Source organism: Siminovitchia terrae (genome assembly GCF_003605405.2).
Classification (GTDB): Bacteria; Bacillota; Bacilli; order Bacillales; family Bacillaceae_C; genus Siminovitchia; species Siminovitchia terrae.
This window is the reverse complement of record NZ_QYTW02000057.1, coordinates 1-3862: the sequence shown is the minus strand read 5'-3', so window position 1 is coordinate 3862 and position 3862 is coordinate 1. Positions and strand designations below refer to the sequence as shown.

Genomic DNA, 3862 nt, shown 5'->3' with positions numbered 1-3862 from the left:
GAAAAAGAAAAGTGCGAAGAAAGAGAAAAAAAGTAAGAAGGCAACAAGTAAAGGGAAGAAAAAAGGGGCCAAGAAAAAGAAAGATTCATGGTGGAAAAAAGGTGCGGTAGTCGCTGGCGATATTGTTGGTGTGAACGATCTATACACTGTGGCAACGGGAAAGGATATTGCGACAGGGAAAAAAGCTTCTCGAGCAAAAGCAGCAGGGTGGTTTGTGGCCGGATTGACACCTGTTGGAAAAGTGGCAAAGGTAGCCAAAGGAGTTAAAGCTGTTTCGAAAGCGACAAAAAACGGGACGAAAGCTGGAAAAGCGGTCAAATCAAAGGTTTCAAAGGCAAAGCCGAAAAAGAAATCTACGAAGAAGTCCAAGAAAAAAGCCAAAAGCAGTTCCAAAAAAACCACTTCTAAAAAGAGCCCAGCGAAGAAAACAACGAGCAAGAAAACCGTTAAGAAAGCCAAAGCGAAGACAACAGCCAAGAAGACTGTCAGTCCGGTTAAAGCAGGAAACAAAGCAGGAAAACAAGTTAGGCCGACTCTATTAAAATTATTTGCAAGCAAACAAGATAAGATGCTAAGATTGGATTTACAATTTTTTGCAAGCAGCCAAAAGAAAACAACGAGCAAGAAAGCTGTCAGTCCAGTTAAAGCAGGAAGCAAAGCTGGAAAACAAGCTAAGCCGAAGAAAACTCAAACAAGCACCCAAAAGAAAGCAAAAAAGAAAGCCAGTAGGGCTAAAGATGATAAAGGTACGGATAAATCCACGAAAAATACCACAACATTATGGGATATTAAAACAACAGCAGATAAAACATTAAAATACAAATTTAATGGAGACACAGTTACTGCATACCGAGATCCAAAAACAGGTTTATGGTGGGCCAAAGATACAACTGGGCATGCAAATTCTGCTTTTAAAGTATTTAAGGAAGCAAAGGGCGGAAAAGAACTTCATTGGGTTGCTGATAGTGATAAATATGGAAATTACATTCTAGATAAACATAAAAGTTCAACTGGAACTGTAATAAAAATAAAATAACAAAAGGGGATTATAAATGTCTTTATCAAGAACTGAGGCTGAAAAACTATTTAAGTTAGGATTTAAAAGACCTAAATACGCTGATGAGGTGTATCCACAGGATATTTATGAGTACAAAAATGCCACTTGGGTAATTGGGGGAAGGATTGTCCCTTCAAGTACTTTACTATGTGAGGAAGAAGTATACAGACAAGGAATATGGGTTCCTTCAATGACAGATTTAATAACTTGGTTAGAAGAGATGGATTGTGAATTTACTTTATCTTATGATGGATCAAGCTACAAGGTTGAGGTTTCTACTAGTGATGAGCAGAGGTTCAAAGGAAAAGGTATCTCCGTTGAGATGAGTTTATTTAAAGTCATTAGTAAAATACTTCAAGAGTTTGGAGGAGTTCCGGTACAAAAAAGTTATAAAGTAATTGAAGTAGATTTTATTGAGAAAGAAGAACTTTAAGAGTTAAATATAAAGATAATTCTATTTGATAGTAAATAAAAACCTTGTTTAGCATAATGAACTATACCCCGAATAAAGGACATTTTTCAAAAAGTCCCTTATTCGGTTTTTGTGTCCAATGAGCTAGAACCTGTTTATAATCAGTAAAGAAAGCTATTCCTAAGAAGAAGTCCACGAAAAAAGCGATCAAGAAGGCAACAAAAACCACCAGCAAGAAAAAAGCGAAAGTAGCGAATAAGTCCTTAAGCCCCATCAAAACAGGAAGGCAAACTGCCAAGAACATCAAGAAAGTGACTACAAAGAAGGCAAAGCCCCCTGCGAAGAAGGCCCAAACAAGCACCAAGAAAACCACATCTAAAAAGAGCACAACGAAGAGAACAACGAGCAAGAAAACCGTTAAGAAAGCCAAAGCGAAAACAACAGCCAAGAAGACTTACAGTCCAGTTAAAGCAGGAACCAAAGCTGGAAAACAAGTTAATCCGACTCATACTAAGAAACCAATACTTTCTATGCCAATGGCTGGTGATAATGTTGGGGTTATGCTTAGGTCTAAGGGTACGGGTAATTTTGTTAAGAAGAATGGTGGTTCAAATGCTAACGACTTTATATCAGGCCATTCACAAAAGCATATGTATAATCCGAATACAGTTTCAACTCCAAAGAAAACACAATATGGAAAGGATATAAATGTATCTGAATTAAGAAGAGATACTATGCTTAATCCAGATAGTGTTGATTACGATGATATTAGGAATACAATAGCATACAAAAAAAATTATGATTTTAATATCAGTACCCCTGATACTCCAACAGGACAACACAGAATATTTATAAATCTTAATAATCCTAGTAGACACTCGCAGTTTCCTTATTTTAGAAAAAAATAATTGGGGGGTTCTGAAAGTATGTATAAAAGAGTTGAAGAGCAATTAAATATAAAACTTCCAGTTGAATATGTAAATAATTATCAAAACAAGAAACTGAATAAGTGTAACCAGCTGTTTCTACCTGATGATAAAGAAATCGTGGGAATTAGAGATTATTGTTCCTTAGAAAATGAAGAGGACGAAAATTATTTACTAAATGTATACGGTAGAGATAAGAATATGCTCTTGGATGATTTAATCCCTTTTGCTATTACAGAATATGATGATTATATCTGTTTTTATTACAATAAAGGAAGGAACTATGAGCCCTCTATTGTATATTTTAGCTATGATTTAGCATATGAAGATAGACATGAAGCTATTTTTCATATTGCGGATAGCTTTAAGGATTTCGTTGGTTTGTTGCAGTAAGGTATTGTAAATAAAAAACTAGAATAACAAGTTGAATTATTAAACCTTGATTGGCTTAATGCCTTTCAAGGTTTGTTTTTTGTTGGTGGGGCTACCCAGTGAAGAATAGTTCATTTTTTATGCGGAGAATATGAGTAACCTATGTATGGTTTGTCAAATAAAGTGTGTAAGTACACTTTTACTCAAGGTATTTTAAAACCCTTTCTTTCAGCTCATCATGAAGGAGCAGCTGGTTCCTGACCATGGCCCAGTTTTGGATATGCCGTCCATTGTTGTTTGAAGGATTCAAAGGCATTTTGACAAGCCTTCAGACTGGGAGCGCTATATTATTCAAAGCCCAAAAATCNGCCGTCCATTGTTGTTTGAAGGATTCAAAGGCATTTTGACAAGCCTTCAGACTGGGAGCGCTATATTATTCAAAGCCCAAAAATCTATGGCGGGATTTGTTTTCCATCCCTATCGCTTATGCTGAAGAAGAACCGAACGTTACAGAGAATCCATCAGAGAACCTATCTGAAGATTGGATAGACCAAGAAGATGTTATGGCGGAAAACGATGCGACCTTTTCGACAACCATCCTTGGTTCCGCGAGCCTTCCTCCGAACGAAGCTGCGGTTTTTGACGAACAGGATTCTGCGGGAGATTTAGAAGATGAAACTCATACCTATCAAGGTCTACTCAATGAATATGATGTTTCGGTATATGAAGATACAGATCTTCTTCAACAAGCTCGTATTCCAGAAGATGATATGTTAATGGTAGAACTTCCTGCGGCAGAAGAACGAGAAGAGCCTGTGACTTTAGCAGTTCAGCCACAAGCTGAAAACTTACAAACCGGACAAAAGAAAAAAGATGGGGAAATTGTGCCGATTCAAGATGGGAAACTCCCAGCTTTAGGTGAACGGTCTTCTATTCTTTATGTGGGAATTGGCTTGCTTTGCTTGGGCAGTGCACTGTTTTTCTTCATAAGAAGACGGAAGCAACGCCAAGGAGGAAAGTCGAATGCGTAAGCGATAGCGGTACTCCTGCATGTTCTTGTCATTATTGCTTTATGTCTGAGTCTTGTGGAGATTC

Annotated in this window: 5 protein-coding genes; all 5 read left to right on the top strand. The window is 37.3% G+C overall.

Translation table 11 applies throughout. The features are described 5' to 3' along the window. Positions 1–1036 (top strand): pre-toxin TG domain-containing protein (locus tag D5F11_RS25625; protein WP_221768466.1); only part of this gene is annotated, 1036 nt, incomplete at its 5' end. A gap of 16 nt (positions 1037–1052) precedes the next feature. Continuing rightward, positions 1053–1490: a hypothetical protein gene (locus D5F11_RS25620; RefSeq protein ID WP_120119607.1), complete on the top strand. Its 438-nt coding sequence runs from the start codon at positions 1053–1055 to the stop codon at positions 1488–1490. Between the two features lie 290 nt (positions 1491–1780). After that, positions 1781–2377, top strand: a complete 597-nt coding sequence (locus D5F11_RS25615) for a hypothetical protein (RefSeq protein ID WP_120119605.1) — start codon at positions 1781–1783, stop codon at positions 2375–2377. A gap of 18 nt (positions 2378–2395) precedes the next feature. Further along, complete coding sequence (locus D5F11_RS25610; protein WP_120119604.1) at positions 2396–2788, top strand: SMI1/KNR4 family protein; 393 nt, start codon at positions 2396–2398, stop codon at positions 2786–2788. Between the two features lie 443 nt (positions 2789–3231). Beyond that, positions 3232–3798: an LPXTG cell wall anchor domain-containing protein gene (locus tag D5F11_RS25605; protein ID WP_126646698.1), complete on the top strand. Its 567-nt coding sequence runs from the start codon at positions 3232–3234 to the stop codon at positions 3796–3798. The last annotated feature ends 64 nt before the right edge of the window (positions 3799–3862 follow it).

Excerpts from the sequence above, each read along its gene's own strand:
- D5F11_RS25620 (WP_120119607.1), top strand. The coding sequence starts at position 1,053 with ATGTCTTTATCAAGAACTGAGGCTGAAAAACTATTTAAGTTAGGATTT.
- D5F11_RS25610 (WP_120119604.1), top strand. The coding sequence starts at position 2,396 with ATGTATAAAAGAGTTGAAGAGCAATTAAATATAAAACTTCCAGTTGAA.